We start from the raw sequence: 24,755 nt of genomic DNA, 5'->3' as shown, positions 1-24,755 counted from the left end.
GCTCACACGGACGCGCGCGCGTCGCGCCGCCGGATGACCAGCAGCGCCGCCAGCGCCAGCAGCGCGAGCACCGCGGCCGCGACGCAGAATGCGATCCCCGCGGTCCGCAGCCCCCACGCCTGGCTCGACGCCCCCAGCCCGACGACCGGCAGCGAGATCGCCACGTAGACCACCACGAAGTACGACGACGTCGTCCCCGCCCGCTGGTGGGCCTCCACCCGCGCGTTCACCGCGGCCAGGCCCTTGGAGAACGTCATTCCCTGACCAACCCCGGCGACCACCGCGCCGGCCACCAGCTCGGCCATCGACCCCTGCGCCACCGACAGTGCGACGAGCGCGAGACCGGCCGCCAGCAGCACACAGCCCAGGGCGAGGATCCGCTCGGTGGGCGCGGTGCGGACCGCGAGCTGTGCGAGCACCGAGGCGCCCAGCAGCAGCAGCGACATCGCCCCGGCGACGGCATGGTTCGGGATCCCGATCAGGTCCGACACGATGCGCGGGGACAGCGCGGTGAACAGGCCCAGCACCGCGAACCCGGCGAACCCGGCCGTCGCCGCCGGCACGAACACGGCGCGCACCGCGGGCGGCACCTCGGGGACCTGCGGCCGCAGGGCCGGGTGCGCGGGCCGGTCGGTCACCGTCTCCGGGGCGCCCAGCACGAGGAGCCCGCACAGCGCGACGGCGACCGCGTGCACCGCGAAGGACAGGTGCAGCGGCGCGGGCAGGTACTCCACGGCCACCCCGGCGAGCGCGGCGCCCAGCCCGAGCCCGCCGATGTTCGCGACGGTCGCGACCGCGGCCCCGCGTTCGCGCCACGACTCCGGTGCGGCCTCGATGACCGCGGCGGTCGCCGCCCCCGCGAAGATCCCGGCGGAGAACCCGGACAGCAGCCGCCCCACCAGCAGCACCCACACCGGACCCGCGACCAGGAACACCAGGCTCGACGCCAGCGACAGCGCCACACCGGCCAGCAGCACCGGTCGCCGCCCCAGCTGGTCCGACCACCGGCCGGTGACCAGCAGCGCGGCGAGCACACCGACCGCGTAGAGCGCGAAGACCACGGTCTGGACGGTGGGGGAGAACCCGAGCTCGCGCTGGTAGAGCGCGTACATCGGGGTCGGCATCGTCGCCCCGAGCATGACCACGGCGAACGTCACGGCCAGGCCGGCGAAGGCGGCGGCCCGAGGCAGGCGGAGGATGGCGGAACCCCTTCCGGTGGACGTTGCGCGGTGCACCGCCATGATCGCAGCCGGTCGGTGCGACGGCATCCGCACCTTGGCCGCCCCCGGCCGGACGGTCAGGGGCGGCGCAGGACGTGCAGGTCCACCCCGCCCGGCAGCCTGCGGGATGTGACCGTCCAGGTCTCCCGGGCCGCGTCGAGCCAGCGGGGCGCCTCGGGCCGCCCCGGGTCGGCCAGCCACACCTGCCCGTCCGGGCCGGTCACCTGCGGCAGCAGCGCGGTGAGCGCGTCCGCGGCGGCCGCACCGTAGAGCACGTCGGCGGCCAGGACCAGGTCCCAGCCGCGGCCGGTCAGGGCGTCGCCGGAGCCGTCGAACGCGGCGACCGCCGTCGCGACCCGCAGCCCCGCGCGGCGCGCGGTCGCCGCCACCCAGCCCGGTGCGGCGGGCGAGCGGTCGGTCGCGAGCACCGGGTGCGCCCCGGCCCGGGCGGCCACCAGCGACGGCAGACCCAGCCCGCAGCCCAGCTCCAGCACCGAGCGTCCGGCCAGCAGGTCGGGACCGGCGTCGTCCAGCGCCGCCGCCAGCGCCCGCCCGGACGGCCACAGCCGCGCCCAGTGCGGCGGGTGCAGCTCCTCCACGCCCTCGTCGACGGCGACCGGGTCGAACGCGACGGCGTCCGGGTCGGCGGGACGCAGCAGGTCCAGCGGCCCGCCCGGGAGCCGAACCCGCTCGTGCGCCCCCGGGTCAGACACCGGCGCGGTGGGTGAACCGGCCGCCGACGAGCGTCGCCGCGACCGGCATGGCCCGCAGCGTCGCCGGGTCGCAGGAGGTCGGGTCGGCGTCGGTCAGCACGAGGTCGGCGGGCGCACCCACGGCGACCGCGGCGGCCGAGCCGTCGACCACCCCGAACGACGCACCGAGCGCGGTCGCCCGGTCGATCTCCTGCTCGGGGTGCCAGCGGTCCCGGTCGTCGGCGGTGCGGTGCACGGCCGCGGCGAGCGCGATCCACGGGTCCAGCGGCGCCACCGGGGCGTCGGAGCCGAGCGCGAGGCGGGCCCCGGCACGGTGCAGCGTCGCGAACGCGAACGCCCGGCCGGTGCGGCCCGCCCAGAGGCGGTCGGCGACGTCGCGGTCGTCGAGGGCGTGCTCGGGCTGCACGCTCGCGACCAGGCCGAGCCCGGCGAAGCGGGGCACGTCGTCGGCGGTGAGCAGCTGGGCGTGCTCGACCCGCCCGCGGGCGCCGCTCCCGGCGAACGCGTCGAGGACCAGGGTGTTGGCGTGGTCGCCGATGGCGTGCAGGGCCGCGGTGAGGCCGGCCGCGTGCGCCCGGCCCAGCAGCGGCCGCAGCTGTGCCGGCGGGACCAGCAGCAGCCCGCACGGGTGCTCGAGGGGGTTCTCCGGCGGGGAGGGGTAGGGGTCGTAGCAGTAGGCGGTGCGGGTGTTGAGCGACCCGTCGGTGATCACCTTCAGCGGGCCCGCGGTCAGCAGACCCCCGGTGCCCTCGACGACGTCGCCGCTGCGCAGCCCGGTGGCCAGGGCGTCGTCGAGGCGGTCGGGCCACACCGACGCCTCGACCCGCAGTCCGGTCGTGCCGCCGGCGATCCGGCGCCGCCAGTCCGGCAGCGACCACGGCGCCTCGAAGTCGACGACGCCGACCACCCCGCGCGCCGACGCCGCGGCGACGGCGTCGGCGACGAACCCGTCGAGGACCTCGGTCGGTGCGTCCTGGAGCGCGGGGGAGACGACGGCGAAGAACTCCGACTCCCGGATCCGGCCGGTCGGGTGCCCGCCGTGCCCGAAGCGGGCCAGCGCGGCGCCGTTGAGCCACCCCTGGTGCAGGTCCCCGGACACCAGCACGACCGGGGTGTTACCGGTGACCGGGTCGAGCAGCGAACGGTGCGCCTCGTCGGGCCACAGCGCGTCGCGGAACCCGAACCCGACCAGTACCTCACCGGCGGCGGGCGGTGCGGTCGCCATCCGGGCCGCGACGAGTGCCGCGGCGTCGGCGGCCGAGCGGGCGCCGGACACGTCGAGCCTGCGGCGGGCCAGCGCCCACTGCGCCATGTGCACGTGGTGGTCCCACAGCCCGGGGAGCAGCGCCCGCCCGTCGCACCCGACGACCTCGGCGCCGCCCGGGTCGAGCCCGGCGCCCACGGCGCGCACCCGGCCCCCGGCCAGGAGCACGTCGACGGGGTCGCCCAGGCCGTCGCAGCCGGGCCGCAGCGGCCGCACCGACCGCAGCAGCACGGTGCCCGTCGCCACGGTGTCCGTCGCCACGGTGTCCGTCGCCACGGTGCCCGTCGGCACGCCGCTCATCCCTGGAACGGGCGGTCCCGCCCGGTCCAGCGGTCCTCGTCGCGGCGGTAGACCGGGATCGGCTTCTCGGCGACCCGGAAGGTGTAGCGCCCTGCCTCCTCGACGACCTCGCCGTCGGTGGCCAGCATGCTCGGCTCCAGCAGCTCGACGTCGAGGCTGGGTACCTCCCGCTGGTGGTAGACCCGGCTGTGCCCCAGGGCCCCCAGGATCAGCGCGAGGACGACCCGCAGCCGGGAGAACCGCACGTCGGCGCGCAGCCAGCGGACGTCGAGCAGGCCCGAGTCCAGCGTCGGACGCCAGGCGGGCACCGCGCCGCGCGGGTGGTACGGGCCGTTGCCCACGAACAGGAACCAGACCTTGTACCAGCGGTCCCCGAGCCGGACCGAGATCTTCTCCGAGCGCTGGAGCACCGTGATCAGTGCCGCGGCGAACGCCGGCCACTTGCCGTAGCGCGGCTGCCACTGCTCGCGCAGCCGCACCAGCTCCGGGTAGGAGCCGATCGAGGCGGTGTTGATGAAGTAGCGGGTGCGGGTGACCGAGACGTCCTCGGGGTCGTCCAGGCGGCCCGGATGGGCCTCGACCAGGGCCAGGTCGACCGCGACGGCCTCGCCGGCCTGGGTGGCGTCGACGGCCTCCTGGGTGTCGTAGACACCGACGTCGCGGGCGAAGTGGTTCAGGGTCCCGCCGGGCACGACGACCAGCGGCAGGCCGTGCCGGTCCGCGACCGCGGCGGCGGTCGCGACGGTGCCGTCCCCGCCCGCGACGCCGACCGCCTGCACCCAGGAGCCGAGCCGGTCCAGGGCGTCGGTCAGCATGTCCTCGACCTTCACCCCGTCACCGACGACGAGGTGGTGCGCGGCGGGCAGCCGCTCGCGGACCTCCTCGGACACGTCCTGGTCGGGCGGCCCGGAGAACGGGTTCGAGACGATGACCAGGCCCTCGCCCTGCGGCAGGACCGGGACGGTGTCGATCGGGCGGGCGCGGGCCTCGTCGCTGGGACGCACCGGCCACCAGCGGTTCGTCAGCTTCGCCACGCCGGTGCCGATCGCCGCCCCGACGAGCACGTCGGAGGTCCAGTGCACGCCCACGTGCACCCGCGACCAGCCCACCAGCGCCGCCAGCGGCACCACGACCGGTGCGGCCCGGCGGTTCTCCATCACCACCGCGGTCGCGAACGCCGCGGCCGAGGCGGCGTGCCCCGACGGGAACGACGACGACGACGGCGGGTCGGCCACCGTCCGGTAGACGGGCAGCTCCGCCGCGGCCGGCCGCCGGCGCGGCAGCAACGGCTTGAGCAGCGCGTTCGCGGTGAGGCTGGTCAGCGCGATGGAGGCGATCCCGCGCATCGCCGCCTTGCGCCCGGCGCCGCGGCGCACCGCCATCAGCGCCGCGATGGTGAACCACAGCACGCTGTGGTCGGCGGTGCGGGTGAGCCGGCGCAGCGAGGTGTCCACCCGGCTCGGCGGACGGCTCGCGATGAACTCGGTCACCGCCCGGTCGGCCCGGGAGACCGAGTCCACCCCGCGGTCCAGACGACGGGACCTGCGGGCGACGCGTTCGAACCATCCACTCACAGTCGTGACAGTAGAGGGGGTCGGGCGCCTACCCTGAACGGCATGCAGCGTCGGATCTTCGGGGTCGAGACGGAGTTCGGTGTCACGTGCACCTTCCACGGGCAGCGCCGACTGTCCCCGGACGAGGTGGCGCGCTACCTCTTCCGCCGGGTGGTGTCGTGGGGCCGGTCCTCCAACGTCTTCCTCCGCAACGGTGCCCGTCTCTACCTCGACGTCGGGTCGCACCCCGAGTACGCCACGGCGGAGTGCGACTCGCTGACCCAGCTCGTGTCGCACGACAAGGCCGGTGAACGGATCCTCGAGGACCTCCTCGTCGACGCCGAGCGGCGCCTGGTCGACGAGGGCATCGGCGGGGACATCTACCTGTTCAAGAACAACACCGACTCCGCGGGGAACTCCTACGGCTGCCACGAGAACTACCTCGTCGCGCGGCAGGGCGAGTTCTCCCGGATCGCCGACGTGCTCCTGCCGTTCCTGGTCACCCGCCAGCTCATCTGCGGTGCCGGGAAGGTCCTGCAGACCCCGCGCGGCGCCGTGTACTGCCTGTCCCAGCGGGCCGAGCACATCTGGGAGGGCGTCTCCTCGGCGACGACCCGGTCCCGGCCGATCATCAACACCCGCGACGAGCCGCACGCCGACGCCGAGCGCTACCGGCGGCTGCACGTGATCGTCGGCGACTCGAACATGTCCGAGGTGACGACCCTGCTCAAGGTCGGGTCGGCCACCCTGGTGCTGGAGATGATCGAGGCCGGCGTCCAGTTCCGGGACTTCACCCTGGACAACCCGATCCGCGCGATCCGCGAGATCAGCCACGACCTCACCGGGCGCCGCCCGGTGCGGATGGCCGGCGGCCGGGAGGCCTCCGCGCTGGACATCCAGCGCGAGTACCACGCCCGCGCCGTGGAGTACCTGGAGGCGACCGGGCACCCGGACCCGGCGATGGCGCGCGTGGTCGAGCTCTGGGGCCGCACCCTCGACGCCGTCGAGTCCCAGGACCTGTCGAAGATCGACCGGGAGATCGACTGGGCGATCAAGCACCGGCTGGTGGAGCGCTACCGGGCCAAGCACGACCTGGAGCTGTCCAGCGCCCGCGTCGCCCAGCTGGACCTGGCCTACCACGACGTCCGCCGTGGTCGCGGCCTGTTCGACATGCTGCAGCGCAAGGCGCTGGTCGACCGGGTCACCGACGACGGCGAGATCGAGGCGGCCAAGGACACCCCGCCGCAGTCGACCCGGGCCAAGCTGCGCGGGGACTTCATCGCCGCCGCACAGGCGGCCGGACGGGACTTCACCGTCGACTGGGTGCACCTGAAGCTGAACGACCAGGCCCAGCGAACCGTGCTGTGCAAGGACCCGTTCCGCGCCGTCGACGAGCGGGTGGACCGCCTGATCGCCTCGCTCTGACCGCGGCCCCGGGGTGGGTGGACACCCACCCCGGGGGTACGGCTCAGTCGGGCTGGGCGATCCGGCCGAACCGCGACTCCTGCGGGTCGGCGAACACGTGCAGCCCGAACCGCGACGACAGCTCCCGGCAGACCGCGACGCCGCGCACCGAGTTGCCGTGCCGGTCCAGGCCGGGGGAGTACACGCCGAGCCCGAACCAGCGCGGCAGCACCCCCATGATCCCGCCGGACACCCCGCTCTTGGCCGGGATGCCGACGTCGTGCGCCCACTCGCCGGCGGCGTCGTACATGCCGCACATGCTCATCACGCTGACCACGGTGCGCAGGTGCTCGCTCGGCAGTGCGCGCTCGCGGGTCAGCGGGTTGACCCCGCCGTGGGCCAGGGTGGCGCCCATCGCCGACAGCTCCGGCGCGGTCACCGTGATCGAGCAGGCGGCGAGGTAGACGTAGAGGGTGTCGTCGATGTCGCCGTGCAGCATGCCCAGGCTCCGCATGAGGTAGCTGAGCCCGAGGTTGCGGTCGTTGGAGACCAGCTGCTCGTCGAGGACCGCGCGGTCGATCTCCAGCGACGGGTTGCCGGTGTAGACCCGGTTGCGCTCCAGGAGCCGCTCGGCGCGCTCCTCCTTGGTGGCCCCCTTGACCATGTTCGCCGCGACCAGCGCCCCCGCGTTGATCATCGGGTTGAACGGGCGGTGGTGCGTCTCGTCGAAGGTGATCGAGTTGAACGGGTCCCCCGACGGCTCGACCCCCACCCGGCGCAGCGTCTCGGCCAGGCCGTTGTCCTCCAGCGCGAGCCCGTAGGTGAAGACCTTCGAGATCGAGTGCAGCGGGAAGCGGACGTCGCAGTCGCCGACCTGCCACTGCGTGCCGTCGACGTTCGTGCCGGCCAGGCCGAACTCCTCGGCGCGGGCCTCCATCTCCGGCGGGTAGTAGCTGACGACCTCCTCGCCGGGCAGCAGGATGCCGCTGCCGGCGGTGCAGGTGCTGCGGAGGTCCTCGAACTGCTGCTGGACCATTTCGCGTTCGGCCTGCGCGACCATCGGTGTCCCTTTCGTCGAGGGTGTCCGGTCGCACCGTAGCGAGCGCGCGGCTCAGGCGTGGCGCAGCGGCCAGGGCGCCCACACGACCGGAGCGTCACCCGGGCCGGCGCACGCGGTCGCCCCACGGCCGTCGGACGCGGTGCCGGCGACGGTCTCCCCGGACGACGACCTGCCGCGGTGCGGTCCGAGCGCGTGCCCGGCCCACGTGACGCCGTCGCGACGGGCGCACCACTCCCGGAACGTCCCGGCGACGACCGCCGCGACGGTGTGCTCGAGCTCGTCGGCGACCTGCTCCCAGGTGTCGTCGCAGGCGTCGCACCCGCACGGCGGCAGGTGCGCGGACAGCAGGTGCCCGGCCCGGACCACGACGCCCGGGAAATCCGTCCGGACCAGCGTCACCGTGGCCGCGTCCGGGTCGCGCGGGCGCAGCGTCGTCACCCGGACCGCGCCCGGCTCGTCCCGGGCGGGGGCGTCCTCGTGCTCGACATCGACGTCGTAACGGGCGGCCAGGTGCGCGGCGACGGCGTCGGCGACGGTGTGCAGCGGCCGGAACCGCTCGGAGTGGGTCACCACCGAGTAGCTGTCCTCCGGCGGGCCGTCCGGACCCCAGCGGCTCCCGTGCGGGACGACCGCGCCGGTGGCGTCGTGGAACACGGCGGCCGGCACGTCCGGTCGCCGGTAGGTGTCCATGCCCCGCAGGGTGCCGGACCCCGCGGGGCGGCCGCACCCGGATTCCCCGGGCCCGGCTCGGCCATGACACCGGAGCGTCGTCCCCCGGCCGGGGGCGTCCGGCGACCGAACCTACGGGCCGGGCCGCCGCGGGGCCGGGATCCGGGCCGCGGGTCGCCACAGCCGCTCCCAGCCCATGTCCGCGAAGCAGGGACCCTGGGTGGCCTCGGAGAACTTGATGTCGTTGTGCCCGGCGTTCCACTCCAGTACGACGGGCCGCTCGTCGGCGTCGACGGCCAGGTCCCACCCGACGCAGCGCGCGAACGGCATCCCCCGGTGCAGCTGCAGCACCGCGGCGACGCACCCGTCGAAGCCCGGCACGGTGGTCCCCGTGAACCCCGCCCCGGAGTCGGGGTGGGCGTCGACGCGCGTCCAGCGCGGGGTCAGGCCGTGGTCGGCGAGCCGGCCGGTCGTGGTGTCCACGGCGACGCGCACGTGGCTGGCGGAGCGCACGTGGGTGTCGGCGGCGCGCCCGAACCGCAGGTAGGCGGCCCGGACCGAGGCGACGCCGTCGTCGGTCACGACGGTGGTGACCCGCATCGTCGCCACCGAGCCCGGGGTGAACCCCGCGAGCAGCGGGTGCTGGTCGACCCAGCTCTGGAACACCCCCGACGGCAGCCCGCCGAGCTCGGCGGGGTCGAACCCCGACCGGTGCAGCACCCGCACCCCGGCGCCCTGGATCGAGTCGTCGGACTTGAACACCGCCCGGTCCGAACCGGCGAACAGCACCGACGCGAGCCCGGCGCGGTCGAGGTGGCGCAGGTCGCGGTCGTAGAGGCCGCCGTTGACCCAGTAGGCGACGTCGGCGATGAGGTCGGACCGCAGCAGCCGCCGCGACAGCGGCTTGAGCTTCGAGACCTCGCCGTAGGGCCCCTGCACGGCGGGGAGCACGACCCGGCCGTAGTAGTTGTCGGGGATCCAGCCCTCCCGGAACTCCCCGGCCACCGCGGCGTAGACGCGCAGCCAGGGGGCGTAGCCGCGCCAGCCCAGCACGTCGACGGCCCAGGCGTCGCACGCCCGGGCCGTCGCCGGGTCGGACGGACCGCGCTCGGCCTCGATCGCGGCGAGGAGCGCCGCAGCCTCCCCGCGGTGGCGGCGGTGGAACCGGATGGCCCCGGCCCGGCGCAGCGCCCGGTCCGCGACGACGTCCAACGTGGCCATGCGTGCCCTGCTCCCGGTGTCGACGACGATGTCCCCCAGAGGACTCGTCCGCGGCGCCGGATCGTTAGAGCCCGTCGGGCAGCCAGCCGTCGCCGGAGGGGTACATCTCGGTCGCCTCCTCCCGCCGGCCCGGGCGCACGATCCGGCCCAGCCGCGACTCCGACGGGTCGGCGAACACGTGCAGCCCGAACCGGTCGGACAGCTCGCGGCACACCGCGACCCCCCGCACCGAGTTGCCGTGCCGGTCCAGCCCGGGGGAGTAGACGCCGACCCCGATCGCGTCCGGGATCGCCGCCAGGATCGCCCCGGACACGCTCGACTTGGCCGGGATCCCGACCTCGTAGGCCCACTGCCCGGCGGCGTCGTACATGCCGCACATGCTCATCACGCTGAGCACGTCACGGGTGTAGGTCCGGGGCAGCGCAGGCACCCCGGTGAACGGGTTCGCCCCGCCCCGGGCCAGGGTCGCCGCCATCGTCGACAGCTCCGCGGCGGTGACGGTCACCGAGCAGGCCGCCAGGTAGACGTACAGGTTGTCCTCGATGTTGCCGTGCAGCATCCCCAGGCTGCGCATGAGGTACGACAGGGCGACGTTGCGGTCGTTGGAGACCAGCTGCTCGGCCAGGACGTCGTCGTCGACGGCCAGGTCGGGGTTGCCCGCGTAGATCCGCAGCCGGGTCAGCAGCCGCTCGACCTTCTCCTCCTTGGTGGCGCCGTGCACCAGGTTCACCGCGACCAGCGCCCCCGCGTTGATCATCGGGTTGAACGGGCGGTGGTTGACCTCGTCGAAGCTGATCGAGTTGAACGGGTCGCCGGAGGGCTCGACCCCGACCCGCAGCAGGACCTCCTCACGGCCGTTGTCCTCCAGCGCCAGGCCGTAGGTGAACACCTTGGAGATCGAGTGCAGCGGGAAGCGGACCCCGGCGTCGCCGACCTCCCACTGCGTGCCCTCGATGTCGGTGGCGGCCAGCCCGAACAGCTGCGCCTGCCCGGCCATCGACGGCGGGTAGTACGCGACGACCCGCCCGTCGGGGACCCCGCCGGGGCTCCCGACCGCACGGTGCAGCTCCTCGAGCTGCCGCTGCACGATCGCGCGCTCGGTCTGCTGCTCCATCGGCGCCCCTCCTCGCGGACCGGTCCGTCCGGTGCGGAGCGCAAACTAGATCACCGGTGCCGGGTCACTCGATCCCGGGCATGATGCGGCGGCGCAGCTCGGCCAGCTCGTCCTGTACCTCCGGGTCGGCCGGACCCGCCTTCTCCGGCGCCGGGGCGACCCCCATCGACCGCAGCAGCCCGGTCGCGGCCGCGGCCGGGTCCCCGGTCTCCCCGAGGACCGGGTGCAGACCCTGGTCGGCCAGGTGGTGGAACACCAGGTTCACCACGGTCCACGGGTTGAACGTCTCCTGCTCACCGGACATGCGCCACCTCCACGTGCCGGTACGGCCGCGGCGCCGCACCCGGGGTCGAGCCTTTTCCGTACACGCGCCGCCGTCAACGACCCTGTCGCAGGATGAGACACCGATCAGCGGTGACCGGTCCCCAGACCGGCGTCGCGGGCGGCGACGATCGCTGCGGCCCGGTCCGCGACCCCCAGCTTGAGGAAGATCGACGACACGTAGTTGCGGACGGTCTGGTGGCTCAGGTGCAGCTCGGCTGCGATCACCGGGTTCGGCAGGCCCGCCGCGATCCGGTCGAGCACCTCCCGTTCCCGGGCACTGAGCTGCGGGAACGTCTCCGGGGCCGCAGCCGTGCCCCGGTGCACCGCCAGGGCGGCGTCGGCGACCGCGGGCCCCAGCACCGACCCGCCCGCCGCGACGATCCGGATCGCCGCGGCGATCTCGGCCTCGTCGGAGCCCTTCACCAGGTAGCCGCGGGCACCGGCGCGCAGCGCGGCCAGCACCGTGCCGTCGTCGGACAGCATCGTCAGCACCACGACCGCGACGTCCGGGTGGCGCTCGGCGAGCCGTGCGGTGACCGTCATCCCGTCCGGACCGGGCAGGTACAGATCCAGCACCACCAGGTCGGGCCGGGTGGTGGCGACGGCGGCGAGCGCCGCGTCGCCGTCCGCGGCCTCACCGGCGACCTCGGCGTCGGGCATCCGCTCGACCACCCCGCGCAGCCCGGCCCGGAACAGCGGGTGGTCGTCGACGACCAGCACCCGCACCGGGCGTCCCGGCTCACCCACCGGACCGTGCCCCGCCCACCGGAAGCACGGCCCGGACCAGCGTGCCCGTGGGCACTCCGGGGAGCACCTCCAGCGTCCCACCCAGCGACCGGGCCCGCTCCGACATCGAGGCCAGACCGGTCCCGCCGCCCGGCGCCGCACCGCCCGCGCCGTCGTCCTCGATCTCCAGGCACAGCCTCGGCCCGTCCAGGGTCAGTCGCACCGAGCACCGCCCGGCCGCCGCGTGGCGCAGCACGTTCGTGATCGCTTCAGAGGTGATCCGGTAGGCGGCGACCTCGACGGCGGCCGGCAGCGTCGTGCCGTCCAACCCGCTCTCCACGACGAACCGCGGCGCGCTGTCGGTGTGCCGGAACGTGGTGAGGTACCGGTCCAGCGCCCCGGCCAGACCGAGCTCGTCGAGCGCTGGGGGGCGCAGCGCGTCCACGATCCGCCGCAGCTCCCCGATCACGTCCCGGACCTCGGACTTGACCGCGTCCACCCGGTCCGGGACCGCTCGGGCCGGGTCGGCACCCCGTGCGGCGTGCGCGATCCCGTCCAGGGCGAGGACCAGCGCCGCCAGTGACGGCCCGACGCCGTCGTGCAGGTCGGCCCGCAGTCGTCTCCGTTCCCGCTCCAACGCCTCCACCAGCGCCTCCCGGGACCGGCGCAGCTCGGAGCGCAGCACCGCCGCCTGCACCGTCGCGGCCAGCGGGCGCGCCAGGTCCGCCAGCAGGACCTGGTCGCGCGCGGTCAGCGGCTCCCCGGGGCGGCGGGTCGCGACGTGCAGCTCACCCACCGGGGTCCCCTGGTGCAGCAGCGGAACCGTCTCCACCGCGCGCCCGTCGCCGGGGCGGCGGCCGAGCACCGACTCGGTGCCGCACTCCCCGCCGCTCCCGTCCGCCTGGCCGTCGTGGACCCGCAACGCCACGTACGGGACCCGCAGCGCGGTGCGGACCTCGGCCAGCGCCGCTCCCGGAACGTCCTCGGGGTCCAGGTTCGCCTCGAGCCGCTCGGCCAGCCGGGTCAGCGCGGCGTAGGGGTCGTCGCGGTCGCCGTGGATGAGGGTCCGCGCCATCCGTTTCACCCGCGACAGCAGCGGCGCGAGCACCAGCGCGACCGTGGCCGCGCCCAGCAGCGCCGCGCCCTCGGGCAGGACCCGGTCGGCCAGACCGACCACCCCGACGTAGACCAGGAGCAGGCACAGCGCGACCGTCCCGAACACCAGCGTCCGGTGCAGGGCGGGCTCGACGCCCCAGAGCCGGTGCCGCACCACCGCGACAGTGATCGCCAGCGCGGCCAGCCCCAGCGCCAGGCCGGTGAGCACGTCGCTCACCGGTGGCCCCGGCACGAACATCGACGCCGCGACCACCGCGGCCGCCAGGAGGAACCAGCGCAGCCGCACCCGCTCCCCGTCATCGCCCCGCAGATGGGTCACCACCGCCGCGGGGACGCAGACGAACGCCGCCGCGAACACGCACCCCACGACGAGCCCCTCGACCAGCGGCGTCACCCACCGCGGGCCGGTCACCAGGGGGTTCGCGGCCAGTCCCAGGGCGACCCGCGGCTCGAGCAGGCTCAGCACCGGTACCGCGACCAGCACGACCAGCAGCACCCGTTCGGCGACCGTCCAGAACCGGCCGGCGGGCCGTCCGTCCGGGAACCACAGCGGCAGCAGCGTGATGAGGGCCAGGAACGGCGTCCAGGTGGCGCCCGCGACCAGCGCCGCCCACTCCGCCCCGGGCAGTGCACCGGGGCGGCTCCGCAGCGCGTAGTCGGCCCAGCTCAGCGCCAGGAACGACACCCCGAGACCGGCAGCAGACAGGAGCACCAGACCGATCCGGTGCCCCGGCCGTCGCGCGAGAACGAACGCTCCCGCCGGCGGGACGAGCACCCCGACCAGGGCGTTCACGACGTACACCGACCCGGGCCCGAGAGTCCGCCAGTTCACCACCGCCGGCGGGACGGCCGCGGCGACGCACACCGCGGACCCGACGGCCACCGCCCACACGGCGACGACGGTGCCGCGGCGGGCCGGACGTACCCCGGCGGGTTCCACCGGCCCATCATCGTGCGCCGGGGTCCCGCTGTCACCGGACACCGGTCACGGACCGGACGGGTACACCGGTCCCTGGCCGTGGGACCGCCGCCCGCGCTGCACTCGTCGTCGTCCGTCGAGTGACGGGGCGAACGGAGAGAGGGTGGACGGCGATGACAGGGACCGAGCGATGGCTGGCGATCACCGCGGGCGCGGGTGTGCTGGGCGGCGTTGCGTGGACGGCGAAGGTCGTGACGCTGTGGGCGACCGGCACGGAGGGCGGGCTGGACCAGCTGTTCTTCGGGGTGGGGTTCGCCGCGTTGCTGCTCGCGGCGACCGGGCCGGGGGTGTGGCTGCTGCGCGGGCGGCCGGTGGCGTGGCGGGTCCTGGGCGGCGTCCTCGGGCCGCCCCTGGGCGTCCTGATCTTCCTCGTGGGGGTGCAGGGGGCGGTGGAGCCGGTGAACCCGGCGCTGCCGTTCGGGCTGGCGGGGGAGGTCGGGATCGTGCTCGCCGCGCTCGCCGGAGTCGTGCTCGGCGGCGGGCGGATGGTGCGGGTCGTCGGCGACCGGGTGTCGGCGCCGTCGGCGACCTGAGGCGACACCCCGGCGCGGTCCCGGGTGCCCGCGGCCCGGGGCGCCCGATCCGTCCCGTCCGGCCTGGCTACGATGCCCGTCGTGTCCTCCGCCCGCGCCGAGCGACTGGTCAACCTGGTGCTCTGCCTGATGTCGACGCGCCAGTACCTGTCCGCGGAGCGGATCCGGTCCATCGTCCCCGGCTACGCCGACGGCGCCGGCGACGAGGCGTTCTTCCGGATGTTCGAGCGGGACAAGGCCGAGCTGCGGGAGCTGGGCGTGCCGCTGGAGACCGGCCACAACTCGGTGTTCGACACCGTCGAGGGCTACCGGATCGCCCGGGCCGACTACGAGCTCGGCGAGATCCACCTCGACCCGGACGAGGCGACCGTCGTCGCGCTGGCCGGGAACCTGTGGGACTCCCCGGAGCTGGCCGGCGCCGCGCACGGGGCGCTGGTGAAGCTGCGCGCCGCGGGCGTCGAGGTCGCCGAGACCCCGGCCGCGGCGATCCGGCCGGGCGCCGCCGCGGGTGAGCCGGCCCTCGCGCCGCTGCTGGGCGCGGTGCGCACCGGCCGCGTGGTCACCTTCGACCACCGCCGCGGCGGCCCCACCGGGGAGCTGGTGCGGCGGACCGTCGAGCCCTGGGGCGTGGTGTCGTTCCGGGGCCGCTGGTACCTGGTGGGCCACGACCGCGACCGCGACGACGTGCGCTGTTTCCGGCTCACCCGCGTCGAGGGCCCGGTGCGTGCCGTCGGACCGGAGGGCGCGGTCACCGTGCCCGCCGGTGTCGACCTGCGGGCGCTGGTGCGTGCCTCGGCGGGCCCGCAGCCGGTGTCGGGCACCGCGCGGGTCTGGGTCGCGGCGGGACGCGCGGCCGGGCTGCGCCGCGCCGGCCGCGAGCGCGGGCCACGCGAGCACGCCGGACGGCCGGGCGTGGAGATCGAGCTGGACCTGCGCGACCGGGGCACCGTCGCGCGGTGGCTGGCCGGGCACGGCCCGGACGTCGCCGTCCTCGACCCGCCGGAGCTGGCCCGCGCGGTCCGCGAGCTGTGGGAGGCCGCGCTCGGTGCCGGTGCCCTCGGGACCCGCACGTGAGCCGCCAGGGCGTCGCCCAGCGCCTGCCCCGGCTGCTGTCGCTGGTGCCCTACCTGCGGGCGCACCCCGGGGTGCCGGTCGCCGAGGCCGCCGCGGACTTCGGCGTCGACGAGCGGCAGCTGCGCAAGGACCTGGAGCTGCTGTGGATGTGCGGGCTGCCCGGCTACGGGCCGGGTGACCTGGTCGACCTGTCGTTCGCCGGGGACACCGTCGACGTCGTCTTCGACGCCGGGCTGACCCGGCCGCTGCGCCTGACCACCACCGAGGCGACCGCGCTGCTCGTGGCGCTGCGGATGCTGCACCAGACCGCCGGGGTCGTCGACTCCGACGCCGTCGGGCGGGCCATCGCGAAGGTCGAGGCCGCGGTGGGGGAGGCGGCCGGTCCGGGCGGTCTGGTCACCGTCGAGTCCGGGATCGGCGAGCGCGACACCACCGCCGTCGTGCGCCGGGCGCTCGACCGCGGGCGCGCGCTGCGCATCGTCTACTTCACCGCGGGCCGTGACGCGGTGTCCCGCCGCGACGTCGACCCCATGCGGCTGGTCGTCAGCGGCGGGCGCGGCTACCTGGAGGCGTGGTGCCGCCGCGCCGAGGACGTGCGTATGTTCCGCCTGGACCGGGTGGAGCAGGCCGAGGAGCTCGACGAACCGGCCCGCGCCCATCCCGAGGCCCGGCCCGTCGACGTCTCGCACGGGCTGTTCAGCCCGCGCGCCGAGCACCGGTACGCGGTCCTGGAGCTCGACCCGGACGCGCACTGGGTCGCCGAGTACTACCCGGTCGACGAGGTGCGCACCGGCTCCGGTGAGCTGGTCGAGGGCGACCCGCCGCCCGGCGCGCCGGACCCGGTGCCCGCCGCGGCGGGCGACGACCGGCTGCGGGTGCTGCTCCGCTTCGCCGACGACGACTGGCTGGTCCGCCTCGTCCTGGGGCTCGGTGGCGCGGCCCGCATCGTCGAGCCCCCGGAGCTGGCGACGGCGGTGCGCGAACGGGCCCGCGAGGCCCTCCGGATCGCCGACGCATCACCCTGAGTCACCCCGGCACCCCCGGGAGGGGGAATGCGACAGGATGACGACGACGGCATGAACACCGGGTGACCGGAGCCACGTCCCGGGACGGGGGGACCGGGCGACCGATTCGCCCGTGTCTACACTCGGTGTCGACCCGGCCCGATCGACGCGAGGTGGACCCATGCCCGGTGGTTACGAGTGGCTGATCATCATCGCCGTTCTGCTCCTGCTGTTCGGCGCGAAGAAGCTGCCCGAGATGGCGCGGTCGGTCGGTCAGTCCGCCCGCGTGTTCAAGGGCGAGATGAAGGGCCTCAAGGACGACGACGCCCGCAGCCGGCAGGCCGAGGAGCCCAAGCCCGCCCAGCAGCTGCCCTCCGCCGCACCGGCGCCGCAGCAGACCGCCCCGGCCCCGCAGCAGACGCCGCAGCAGCCGCAGGCACAGGCCACCGACCGGTCCGCCGGTCCGACCGCCTGAGGCACCTCCTCCCGTGAAGGCGCCGTTCCGTCGGAAGCGCAGGCTGAACCCCGACGGGACCATGACCCTGATCGAGCACCTCTACGAGCTGCGCAACCGGCTCGGCATCTCGCTCGCCGCGATCGTGGTGACGACGGTGTTCGGCTACATCTGGTTCGAGGTCTCGTTCTTCGGTTTCCCGAGCCTGGGTGAGCTGCTCAAGGAGCCGTACTGCTCGCTGCCGCCCTCGGCGCGCGCGTCGCTGACGGCCGACCCGAACGCCTGCACCCTGCTCGGCACCACCCCGTTCGACCAGTTCATGCTGCGCCTGAAGGTCGGGGCGACGGCCGGGGTGATCCTGGCCTGCCCGATCTGGCTCTACCAGCTGTGGGGCTTCATCACCCCGGGCCTGCTGAAGAAGGAGCGCCGCTACGCGCTGGGCTTCGTCTCGGTGGCCGCGGTGCTGTTCGTCGCCGGCGCGGTGCTGGCCTACCTGATCATCCCGCAGGCGCTCGGCTTCCTGCTGACCATCGGTAGCGAGATCCAGACGACGGCGCTGACCGGCACGTCGTACTTCTCGCTGGTCGTGAACCTGATCGTCATCTTCGGGGTCAGCTTCCTGATCCCGCTGCTGGTCGTCGCGCTCAACGCGGCCGGGGTCGTGTCCTACGACGTGCTCCGCCGCTCCCGGCGCGGGCTGATCTTCGGGCTGTTCTGCTTCGCCGCGATCGCCACGCCCGGCCAGGACCCGATCTCGATGCTGGCGCTGGCGTTCGCGCTGACCCTGCTGTTCGAGGGCGCCATCCAGGTCTGCCGGATCACCGACCGGCGCCGGGCCCGCCGTCGCGCCGCCGAGGGCTGGGACTCCCTGGACCCGGACGAGCCCTCGCCGCTGGACACCACGCCGTCGCCGATCGAGGGGCCGTCCCGGATCGAGCCGTCCCGGATCGAACCCCCCGCGCCGGTGTCGACCACCCGGGCACCCGTCGTTGCCCCGGACGGCGGCACCGCGGGTGCGGGGAACGGCCGCACCGGGGGTGCCGGGACGAACGGGACCGTGCCCGGGCCGCCCCGCTACGACGACATCACCTGACCGGGGCGGTGCCGCGGATCCCCCCGCGGCCCCGTCCGGCACGGCTCCGTAGGCTTGCCCCCCGGATCGGGTCGGGCGGCACTGAGGAGCGGGTCGGGACAGATGAAGTACAACCGGGTGGTCATCAAGCTCAGCGGACAGGCGATGGCCGGTGCCGACGGCTTCGGGTTCTCCGCGCACGCCCTGTCCCACCTCGCCGACCAGATCCGGCAGATGCGTGCGCTGGGGGTGCAGGTCGCGGTCGTCGTCGGCGGCGGGAACGTGTTCCGCGGCAACCGCTCCGAGACCTGGGGGATCGACCGCGTCGAGGCCGACAACATCGGCATGCTCGGCACCGTGATCAACGGTCTCCTGCTGCGCGGCAAGCTCTCCGCGGGCGGTGAGGAGAACGTCCGCGTCATGACGGCGATCCCGATCAACGCCGTCGCCGAGCCGTTCCTGCGGCTGCGCGCCAAGCGGCACCTGGAGAAGGACGCGATCCTGATCTTCTCCGGCGGCAACGGGCAGCCGTTCATCACCACCGACTACCCGAGCGTGCAGCGCGCCCTGGAGATCGGCGCGGACGCGCTGCTGGTGGCCAAGCACGGCACCGACGGCGTCTACGACACCGACCCGCGCACCAACCCCGACGCGCGCCGCTACGAGCGCCTGCCCTACGACGAGGTCCTGTCGCGCCGGCTGGCCGTGATGGACCAGACCGCGTTCATCCTGGCCCGCGACCACGGCCTGCCGCTGCACGTGTTCGACATCGAGAAGGACGGCCTGATGGCCGCGATCTGCCGCGGTGAGCACCACGGCACGGAGATCAACCCTGACATCGTCGAGGCGGAGTTCGCCCACCCGGAGTAGGCCGGCGGTGCCACGTGGCCCGGCTCACCCTGTGACGGAGCAGGGTGTCGGTGCCGTGTGACAGCCTGGGGCCGTGAATGGTTCCGCCGCCGACCCGGCCGCCGCGTACGCGGCGGCGAAGGCCCGCGCCGCCTATCCGCGGCTGGCCGAGTTCACCGGTCTGATGCCCTTCGACCTGGACCCGTTCCAGCGCGAGGCGTGCGAGGCCCTGGAGGACGGCCACGGCGTCCTGCTCTGTGCGCCCACCGGCGCCGGCAAGACCGTCGCGGGCGAGTTCGCCGTGCACCTGGCCCTGTCCGAGGGCCGCAAGTGCTTCTACACCACGCCGATCAAGGCGCTGTCCAACCAGAAGTACGCCGACCTGGTCGCCCGCTACGGCGCGGACGCGGTCGGCCTGCTCACCGGTGACACCGCGGTGAACGGTGACGCCCAGGTGGTCGTGATGACCACCGAGGTGCTGCGCAACATGATCTACGCCGACTCCGACAAGGCGGCGAACCGGCGGCTGGACCACCTCGGCTACGTGGTGATGGACGAGATCCACTACCTGGCCGACCGGTTCCGCGGCGCGGTCTGGGAGGAGGTCATCCTCCAGCTGCCCGAGCACGTCGCGGTCGTCGGGCTCTCGGCCACGGTCAGCAACGCCGAGGAGTTCGGCGACTGGCTGGTCGAGGTCCGCGGTGACACCCGCGTGGTGGTCGACGAGCACCGCCCGGTGCCGCTGTGGCAGCACATGATGGTCGGGAACCGGCTGTTCGACATGTTCGGTGAGCGGAGCACCCCCGGCGGGCCCGGTGAGGTCGTCGTCGACCCGGAGCTGGTCCGCTACACCCGCGAGATGGCGCGGCGGGACTTCACCACCTCACGCGGCTCGGACCGGGCGGGCGACCGCGGGCCGCGCGGCCGGGGTGGTCCGCAGCGCGGCCGCACCCGGGGCGGGAAGACCGACTCCACGGCCGTCGTCGGGCGGGGGCCGCGCGGGGGCGGGCCGTCGCGCGGTGGGTTCCGGCCGCCGTCGCGGGTGCAGGTGATCGACCGGCTCGACCGCGAGGGGCTGCTGCCCGCGATCACGTTCGTCTTCTCCCGCGCCGGCTGCGACGCCGCGGTCGGCCAGTGCGTGCGGGCCGGGGTGCGCCTGACCGTGCCCGAGGAGGTCGACGAGATCCGCCGGATCGTCGAGAAGCACACCGGCGACCTGCCGCAGGCCGACCTCGGCGTGCTCGGGTACTGGGAGTGGCGCGAGGCCCTCGAACGCGGCGTCGCCGCCCACCACGCCGGGCTGCTGCCGGCGTTCAAGGAGACCGTCGAGGAGCTGTTCGTCGCCGGCCTGGTGCGCTGTGTGTTCGCCACCGAGACCCTGGCGCTGGGCATCAACATGCCCGCCCGCACCGTCGTGCTGGAGCGGCTGGTCAAGTACAACGGCGAGGCCCACGTCGACCTCACCCCCGGCGAGTACACCCAGCTCACCGGGCGTGCCGGGCGGCGCGGGATCGACGTCGAGGGCCACGCCGTCGTGCTGTGGGCACCCGGCATGGACCCGGAGCAGGTCGGCGGGCTGGCCTCCACCCGCACCTACCCGCTGCGCAGCTCGTTCCGGCCGGTCTACAACATGTCGGTCAACCTGGTCGGGCGCCTGGGCACCGACGCCGCCCGCGAGCTGCTGGAACGCTCCTTCGGGCAGTTCCAGGCGGACCGCTCGGTGGTCGGGCTGGCCCGGCGGATCGACCGCAACACCGAGGCCCTGGACGGCTACCGGGAGGCGATGAGCTGCCACCTCGGCGACTTCGCCGAGTACGCCGACCTGCGCAGGCGCATCGCCGACCGGGAGAAGTCGCTGCGCCGCCAGAACACCGTCGCCGCCCGCGACGAGGCCTCGGAGTCGCTGCGCGAGCTGCGCCCCGGCGACGTGATCGCGGTGCCCTCGGGCAAGCGCGCCGGGATCGCCGTGGTGCTCGACCCGGGGATCGGGGCGGTGTCGGCCGCGGGCCGCGACGCCGAGGTCCGGCCGCTGGTGTGCACCGAGGACCGCTGGGCGGGACGGTTGTCGGCGGCGGACTTCCCGGACGCGGTGGAGGTGCTGGGCCGGATCAAGCTGCCGAAGCGGGTCGAGCACCGGTCCCCGCAGGTCCGCCGGGACCTGGCCTCCTCGCTGCGTGCCTCCCGGCTGGGGGAGGGGCGCGCCCTCGGGCGTCGTCGCCGGCCCGGGGTGCAGGACGACCCGGAGCTGTCGACACTGCGCCGGGCCCTGCGCGCGCACCCCTGCCACGGCTGCGACGACCGCGAGGCGCACGCCCGCTGGGCGGAGCGGCACGCGAGGCTGGAGCGGGAGACCGAGACGCTGCGGCAGAAGGTGCGGGCCACGACGCACTCGCTGGCCCGGGCGTTCGACCGGATCCGGGCGCTGCTCGCCGAGCGCGGCTACCTCGTCCCGGCCGGGGAGACCGAGCCCGGCGAGGAGGAGATCACCGCGCACGGCCGGGTCCTCGCCCGGCTGTGGGGCGAGTCGGACCTGCTGGCCGCCGAGTGCCTGCGGCACGGCGCGTGGGACGGCCTGGAGCCCGACGAGCTGGCCGCGGTGGTCTCGGCGCTGGTCTACGAGTCCCGCCGCGACGACGCACCGATGCCGCGGCTGCCCACCGGCCCGGTGTCCGACGCGCTGGAGCGGACCGTTCGGCTGTGGGAGGAGCTCGACGCCGACCAGCGCCGGCACAAGGCCGAACGCACCCGCGCACCCGACCTGGCCTTCGCCTGGCCGATGCACCGGTGGGCCCGCGGCGAGTCCCTGGCACAGGTCCTGGAGGCCGCCGAACGGAACGGGCACGAGCTGTCCGCGGGCGACTTCGTACGCTGGACCCGGCAGGTCCTCGACCTGCTCGACCAGATCGCCGGGGTCGCCGGGCGGTCGAGCGCGGTCGGGAAGGCGGCCCACCGGGCCTCCGGTGCGGTCCGGCGCGGCGTGGTCGCGGCCGGTATGCAGTAGCAGTCACGAACAGCACCGGCAGTCACGAGCAGCACCAGCTGTCACGACGGCACGACGAGAGAGACGGGCGGACGAGTAGGCGATGAACAACCCGCAGGGACCGGACCGGCATCCCGAGGATGCCGCGGAGCGGACCGGGGAGATCCCCGCCTGGGGCACGCCACCGCCCGGCGGGTGGGGCGCCGACCCCGAGACCACCGGAGCCTGGTCCCCCGACCGCGACGACCGTGACGGCTGGGCCGCCCCCGACGCCGCCCACGACGCCGGCGGCGCACCCGCGCAGGGCACCGGCGGCTGGGACGCCGTCCCGCCCGCGGGCGGACGCCACAGCGGCGACACCGGCGGCTGGGCCGCCCACGACGGGGGCGCCGGGGACCCGGCCCGCGGCGAGCCGCTGTGGGGCGACGAGGCCGGCCCCGACACCGGCACCGACGGCGGATGGGCCGTCCCGACGGGGCGCCGCGCCCGTCGCCGGGCCGCCGAGACCGGAGCGCCCACCGACGCCGTCCCCGCGTCGTCGCCCGGGTCGCCCTGGGCCGACGCGCAGACCACCGCGGCCGTCCCGGCCGACGGCGGGTCCGGGCCGGGCGGATGGCAGAACCCCGGCCCCGGCGAGGACGAGCCCTGGGTCTCCCGGGACGCGGTCCGCTCCCCGTCGCGGACGCGGCGCTACGTCCTGGCCGGGATCGGCGCCGTGGTGGTGGCCGCACTCGTGGTCGGCGCGCTGTTCTGGGCGGGCGTGCTCGGCAGCGACCGGCTCGACCGCACCGCGCTGCAGGCCGGGGTCAACCAGGTCCTCACCCAGGACTACGGCCTGCAGGTCGGCGCGATCGCCTGCCCGGAGGACGTCGAGGTATCGGCCGGCACGCAGTTCACCTGCCAGGCCGTCGTCGACGGCGAGCAGGTGGAGGTCCCCGTCGTCGTGACCAGCGACCAGGGCGACTATCAGGTCGGGCGGGTCTGACCGGGCCGCGGTGGCGGGCCGGGTAATCGGCTGGCGCGCGGGGCGCGCGGACGCGAGGCTCGTCGGATGTGAGCCCCGATGACCCGTTCGCCCCGTACCCCGCCCCGCCGGCCGTCGCCCCCCACCCGGTCCGGACCCTGACCGACCCCGCCGACCGGCGCCGCGCGTTCGACCTGTTCCTGGGCACCCTGCACCACGGCCCGATCACCGACGACGCGTGGGAGGCCCACGGGCAGGCCCCCGACGAGCACTGGCTCGGCGTCGTCGACCCCTCCGGTGCGGTGGTCGGGTCGGCGTACTCCTTCCCGACCCGGCTGACCCTGCCCGGCGGGGCCCGGGTCCCCGCCGCCGCGGTCAGCGGCGTCGGGGTGCGACCCGACCGGACCCGCGCCGGGCGCCTGACCGCGCTCATGCGCGCCCAGCTGACCGCGGCCCGCGACCGCGGCGACGTCGCCGCGGTGCTCCGCGCGTCGGAGGCCGGCATCTACGGTCGCTACGGCTACGGCGTCGCCTCCCGCGCCGACCAGGTCCGCGTCACGGCGGGGGCCGCGTGGCGCCCGGAGGCCCCGGCCGGGGGCACGGTGCGGATGCTCGACCCCGACGAGGCGACCGGGCTGCTGCCCGGCCTGCAGGAGCGCCTCGCCGCGGACCGCCCGGGCGGGATGACCCGCTCCGCGCGCTGGTGGCGGCGGGCGCTGCGCCCCGCGGGCCCGCCCGCCGGCGAGTACAAGGGCGTGGCGGTGCACACCGGCACCGACGGCGTCGACGACGGGTTCGTGGTGTGGGGTGTCGCGGAGGGCGACCTGGCCACCGGCGGCACGGACGAGGTCCGGCTGCAGCAGCTCTGGGCCGCCGGGCCCTCCGCGACCGCCGGGCTGTGGCGGTTCCTGACCGGCCTCGACCTGGCCGGCGCGGTGACGAGCTGGGCACGTCCCCTCGACGAGGACCTCGATCTGGTGCTGGCCGACTCCCGGGCCCACCGGGTCACCGGCCGCGGCGACGACCTGTGGCTGCGCCTGCTCGATCCGGATGCCGCGCTGCGGGCCCGCGCCTGGGGCCCCGGCGGACCGGTCGTGCTGCGGGTGCACGACGCGTTCCTCGGCGACACCGGCACCTGGCGTCTCGCCGACGGCGCCGCCGAGCCCGCCGCCGGCACCGATCCCGACCTGGAGTGCACCGTCGACGCGCTGGCGGCGGCGTTCCTCGGCGACCGGTCGCCGTCGTCGCTGGTGGCGGCGGGCCGCTGGCGCGAGCACACCCCCGGCGCCCGGGCCCGGGCGGACGCGCTGTTCGCGGTGCCCGGACCGGCGCCGTGGTGCGGCACGTTCTTCTGAGCGTCCCCGCCGGCGACGCGGACGCTCAGGCCCGGCGGCGGGCCCGGACGACCGCGTCGTGGCCGGTCACCGTGCTGCCGTCGGGCAGCGTCACCGGCCGCGCGTCGGCGACCAGCACCTCCCACCGGTCCGGGTCGAGCGCACCGGCGAGCTCGTGCTCGTCGGGGAACAGCTCCGGCTCCGGCGGGCGCGGGATCCCGGCGGCCAGGTCGCGCGGGTGGTGCAGCACCAGCAGCAGCGTCCCGCCGGGGGCGACGGCGTCGGCGAGCGCGGCGTACAGCGGGCGGCGCACGTCCGGGGGCAGGTGCAGGAACTGGGCGTTGACCAGGTCGTAGACGCCCGCGGCGGGCGGGGCGGAGCGCAGGTCGGCGGCGGTGAGGGTGACCGCGTCGGCCCACCCGGCCCGCTCGACGGCGGCCCGGGCCCGCTCCACCGCGACGGGGGAGACGTCGACGGCGTCCACCCGCCAGCCCCGCGCGGCGAGCCACACCGCGTCGCCGCCCTCCCCGCAGCCGACGTCGAGCGCCCGCCCGGGCGGCAGGTCCGCGGCCTCGGCGACGAGGGCGGCGTTGGCGTCGCCGCTCCAGATCTGCGGACGGGTGTCGTAGTGGGCGTCCCAGAACGCCGCGGACCAGCGGTCCTCGGTCACGGTGGCTCCTCCGGTGGATGTGGTCGGTGTGGTGGGCGCAGCGGCGGTGGTGATGCCGGTGGCGAGTCCGTGCACCCGGTCGTCCGCGACGAGCGCGGCGACCCGGCGCTCGGACGCGGCACCGAACGGGTCTGCGGGAGAGGAGGTCATGGCACCAC

22 protein-coding genes are annotated in these 24,755 nt (G+C 75.4%); 10 read left to right on the top strand and 12 right to left on the bottom strand.

Annotated elements, in window-relative coordinates:
- Window positions 1-2: 2 nt before the first annotated feature.
- From MTO91_RS14090 to MTO91_RS14075, 4 genes are read right to left on the bottom strand one after another with little or no spacing between them, the layout of a single operon-like run.
- Window positions 3-1,241 carry an MFS transporter gene (locus MTO91_RS14090; protein WP_280118254.1) on the bottom strand — a complete coding sequence of 413 codons (1,239 nt, stop codon included), beginning with the start codon at window positions 1,239-1,241 and terminating at the stop codon, window positions 3-5.
- A gap of 56 nt (window positions 1,242-1,297) precedes the next feature.
- A complete protein-coding gene (locus MTO91_RS14085; RefSeq protein WP_476651464.1) occupies window positions 1,298-1,933 on the bottom strand; it encodes a class I SAM-dependent methyltransferase in 636 nt (211 codons plus the stop codon).
- Window positions 1,926-3,488, bottom strand: a complete 1,563-nt coding sequence (locus tag MTO91_RS14080) for an amidohydrolase (protein ID WP_476651463.1) — start codon at window positions 3,486-3,488, stop codon at window positions 1,926-1,928. The genes MTO91_RS14085 and MTO91_RS14080 overlap by 8 nt, the downstream gene beginning before the upstream one ends.
- A 5-nt stretch (window positions 3,489-3,493) precedes the next feature.
- The gene (locus MTO91_RS14075) at window positions 3,494-5,071 is read right to left on the bottom strand and encodes a bifunctional phosphatase PAP2/diacylglycerol kinase family protein (RefSeq protein WP_357545625.1); all 1,578 of its coding nucleotides are present in this window, start codon (window positions 5,069-5,071) and stop codon (window positions 3,494-3,496) included.
- A gap of 42 nt (window positions 5,072-5,113) precedes the next feature.
- Between MTO91_RS14075 and pafA the strand changes: the two genes are divergently transcribed.
- Entirely contained in the window at window positions 5,114-6,475 is a 1,362-nt protein-coding gene (gene pafA / locus MTO91_RS14070; RefSeq protein WP_062395087.1) for a Pup--protein ligase, read from the top strand.
- Window positions 6,476-6,518: 43 nt separating this feature from the next.
- Here the strand turns inward: pafA and glsA (MTO91_RS14065) are convergent, their stop codons facing one another.
- The 7 genes from glsA (MTO91_RS14065) to MTO91_RS14035 form a co-directional block, all read right to left on the bottom strand.
- Window positions 6,519-7,514 (bottom strand): glutaminase A, encoded by a 996-nt coding sequence (gene glsA, locus MTO91_RS14065; protein WP_405417064.1) that lies wholly within the window; start codon window positions 7,512-7,514, stop codon window positions 6,519-6,521.
- Between the two features lie 51 nt (window positions 7,515-7,565).
- Entirely contained in the window at window positions 7,566-8,204 is a 639-nt protein-coding gene (locus MTO91_RS14060; protein WP_405417065.1) for a DUF6226 family protein, read from the bottom strand.
- Between the two features lie 111 nt (window positions 8,205-8,315).
- Complete coding sequence (locus tag MTO91_RS14055; protein ID WP_476651461.1) at window positions 8,316-9,404, bottom strand: sugar-transfer associated ATP-grasp domain-containing protein; 1,089 nt, start codon at window positions 9,402-9,404, stop codon at window positions 8,316-8,318.
- Window positions 9,405-9,468: 64 nt separating this feature from the next.
- Window positions 9,469-10,518, bottom strand: a complete 1,050-nt coding sequence (glsA, locus tag MTO91_RS14050) for a glutaminase A (RefSeq protein WP_062395077.1) — start codon at window positions 10,516-10,518, stop codon at window positions 9,469-9,471.
- A 64-nt stretch (window positions 10,519-10,582) separates the two neighbouring features.
- Window positions 10,583-10,822, bottom strand: a complete 240-nt coding sequence (locus tag MTO91_RS14045; RefSeq protein WP_208823721.1) for a hypothetical protein — start codon at window positions 10,820-10,822, stop codon at window positions 10,583-10,585.
- Window positions 10,823-10,926: 104 nt separating this feature from the next.
- Entirely contained in the window at window positions 10,927-11,589 is a 663-nt protein-coding gene (locus MTO91_RS14040) for a response regulator transcription factor (protein WP_346107411.1), read from the bottom strand.
- A complete protein-coding gene (locus MTO91_RS14035) occupies window positions 11,582-13,624 on the bottom strand; it encodes a sensor histidine kinase (RefSeq protein WP_476651460.1) in 2,043 nt (680 codons plus the stop codon). Before MTO91_RS14035 ends, MTO91_RS14040 begins: the two co-directional genes overlap by 8 nt.
- A gap of 152 nt (window positions 13,625-13,776) precedes the next feature.
- Between MTO91_RS14035 and MTO91_RS14030 the strand changes: the two genes are divergently transcribed.
- From MTO91_RS14030 to MTO91_RS13990, 9 genes are all read left to right on the top strand, one after another.
- Window positions 13,777-14,196 carry a hypothetical protein gene (locus MTO91_RS14030; RefSeq protein WP_405417069.1) on the top strand — a complete coding sequence of 140 codons (420 nt, stop codon included), beginning with the start codon at window positions 13,777-13,779 and terminating at the stop codon, window positions 14,194-14,196.
- Between the two features lie 81 nt (window positions 14,197-14,277).
- Window positions 14,278-15,270 (top strand): helix-turn-helix transcriptional regulator, encoded by a 993-nt coding sequence (locus tag MTO91_RS14025; protein WP_476651459.1) that lies wholly within the window; start codon window positions 14,278-14,280, stop codon window positions 15,268-15,270.
- Entirely contained in the window at window positions 15,267-16,295 is a 1,029-nt protein-coding gene (locus tag MTO91_RS14020) for a helix-turn-helix transcriptional regulator (protein WP_405417071.1), read from the top strand. Before MTO91_RS14025 ends, MTO91_RS14020 begins: the two co-directional genes overlap by 4 nt.
- Window positions 16,296-16,455: 160 nt before the next feature.
- Window positions 16,456-16,749: a Sec-independent protein translocase subunit TatA gene (tatA, locus tag MTO91_RS14015; RefSeq protein ID WP_405417072.1), complete on the top strand. Its 294-nt coding sequence runs from the start codon at window positions 16,456-16,458 to the stop codon at window positions 16,747-16,749.
- Window positions 16,750-16,810: 61 nt separating this feature from the next.
- Window positions 16,811-17,821, top strand: coding sequence for a twin-arginine translocase subunit TatC (gene tatC / locus MTO91_RS14010; protein ID WP_405421815.1), 1,011 nt, complete (start codon window positions 16,811-16,813; stop codon window positions 17,819-17,821).
- A 102-nt stretch (window positions 17,822-17,923) separates the two neighbouring features.
- Window positions 17,924-18,670 carry a UMP kinase gene (gene pyrH, locus MTO91_RS14005; protein ID WP_405417073.1) on the top strand — a complete coding sequence of 249 codons (747 nt, stop codon included), beginning with the start codon at window positions 17,924-17,926 and terminating at the stop codon, window positions 18,668-18,670.
- 73 nt (window positions 18,671-18,743) lie between these two features.
- Window positions 18,744-21,650 carry a DEAD/DEAH box helicase gene (locus tag MTO91_RS14000; protein WP_337831541.1) on the top strand — a complete coding sequence of 969 codons (2,907 nt, stop codon included), beginning with the start codon at window positions 18,744-18,746 and terminating at the stop codon, window positions 21,648-21,650.
- A gap of 82 nt (window positions 21,651-21,732) precedes the next feature.
- Complete coding sequence (locus MTO91_RS13995; protein WP_476651457.1) at window positions 21,733-22,614, top strand: DUF4333 domain-containing protein; 882 nt, start codon at window positions 21,733-21,735, stop codon at window positions 22,612-22,614.
- Between the two features lie 68 nt (window positions 22,615-22,682).
- Window positions 22,683-23,948, top strand: a complete 1,266-nt coding sequence (locus tag MTO91_RS13990; protein WP_476651456.1) for a GNAT family N-acetyltransferase — start codon at window positions 22,683-22,685, stop codon at window positions 23,946-23,948.
- A gap of 25 nt (window positions 23,949-23,973) precedes the next feature.
- Here MTO91_RS13990 and MTO91_RS13985 read toward each other — a convergent pair whose 3' ends face one another.
- The gene (locus MTO91_RS13985; protein ID WP_476651455.1) at window positions 23,974-24,747 is read right to left on the bottom strand and encodes an SAM-dependent methyltransferase; all 774 of its coding nucleotides are present in this window, start codon (window positions 24,745-24,747) and stop codon (window positions 23,974-23,976) included.
- Window positions 24,748-24,755: the final 8 nt, after the last annotated feature.

The sequence above is a fragment of the Pseudonocardia sp. 2-7 genome (assembly GCF_056341085.1).
This window is presented reverse-complemented; position numbering and strand designations above follow the sequence as displayed.

Excerpts from the sequence above, each read along its gene's own strand:
- MTO91_RS14090 (WP_280118254.1), bottom strand. The coding sequence starts at position 1,241 with ATGGCGGTGCACCGCGCAACGTCCACCGGAAGGGGTTCCGCCATCCTC.
- pafA (WP_062395087.1), top strand. The coding sequence starts at position 5,114 with ATGCAGCGTCGGATCTTCGGGGTCGAGACGGAGTTCGGTGTCACGTGC.
- glsA (WP_405417064.1), bottom strand. The coding sequence starts at position 7,514 with ATGGTCGCGCAGGCCGAACGCGAAATGGTCCAGCAGCAGTTCGAGGAC.
- MTO91_RS14060 (WP_405417065.1), bottom strand. The coding sequence starts at position 8,204 with ATGGACACCTACCGGCGACCGGACGTGCCGGCCGCCGTGTTCCACGAC.
- MTO91_RS14055 (WP_476651461.1), bottom strand. The coding sequence starts at position 9,404 with ATGGCCACGTTGGACGTCGTCGCGGACCGGGCGCTGCGCCGGGCCGGG.
- glsA (WP_062395077.1), bottom strand. The coding sequence starts at position 10,518 with ATGGAGCAGCAGACCGAGCGCGCGATCGTGCAGCGGCAGCTCGAGGAG.
- MTO91_RS14045 (WP_208823721.1), bottom strand. The coding sequence starts at position 10,822 with ATGTCCGGTGAGCAGGAGACGTTCAACCCGTGGACCGTGGTGAACCTG.
- MTO91_RS14030 (WP_405417069.1), top strand. The coding sequence starts at position 13,777 with ATGACAGGGACCGAGCGATGGCTGGCGATCACCGCGGGCGCGGGTGTG.
- tatA (WP_405417072.1), top strand. The coding sequence starts at position 16,456 with ATGCCCGGTGGTTACGAGTGGCTGATCATCATCGCCGTTCTGCTCCTG.
- tatC (WP_405421815.1), top strand. The coding sequence starts at position 16,811 with ATGACCCTGATCGAGCACCTCTACGAGCTGCGCAACCGGCTCGGCATC.
- pyrH (WP_405417073.1), top strand. The coding sequence starts at position 17,924 with ATGAAGTACAACCGGGTGGTCATCAAGCTCAGCGGACAGGCGATGGCC.
- MTO91_RS13995 (WP_476651457.1), top strand. The coding sequence starts at position 21,733 with ATGAACAACCCGCAGGGACCGGACCGGCATCCCGAGGATGCCGCGGAG.
- MTO91_RS13985 (WP_476651455.1), bottom strand. The coding sequence starts at position 24,747 with ATGACCTCCTCTCCCGCAGACCCGTTCGGTGCCGCGTCCGAGCGCCGG.